Below are 265 nucleotides of genomic sequence, written 5' to 3'. Positions count from 1 at the left end.
GATTTGCGTGGTCTTGATATCGGAGTGGCCGAGCAGTTCCTGTACCGCGCGCAGGTCTTGGGACGACTCCAGCATATGGCTGGCGAAGGAGCTCAACCGGGCGTTTACCCGCTTGTACAAAATCCGGTTGCGCGGCAAAGAACTCAAAAAGCGCAACCGTACGCGGTATTACCTGGAAAAGTGGGCGATCTTCGCCGGCTTGGCGCTGATCTTCATCCTCATCTGAACCCCGCCCAGGGCGCGAATCACTTCGGTGGCTTCGCGC

Annotated in this window: 1 pseudogene; it reads right to left on the bottom strand. The window is 58.5% G+C overall.

The window, feature by feature from the left end:
• Positions 1–90 (bottom strand): annotated as a pseudogene (locus AC0L20_RS41165) (tyrosine-type recombinase/integrase); the annotation flags it as partial.
• Positions 91–265 lie beyond the last annotated feature (175 nt).

It is taken from the genome of Bradyrhizobium sp. Kon58, from assembly GCF_055807455.1.
This window is presented reverse-complemented; position numbering and strand designations above follow the sequence as displayed.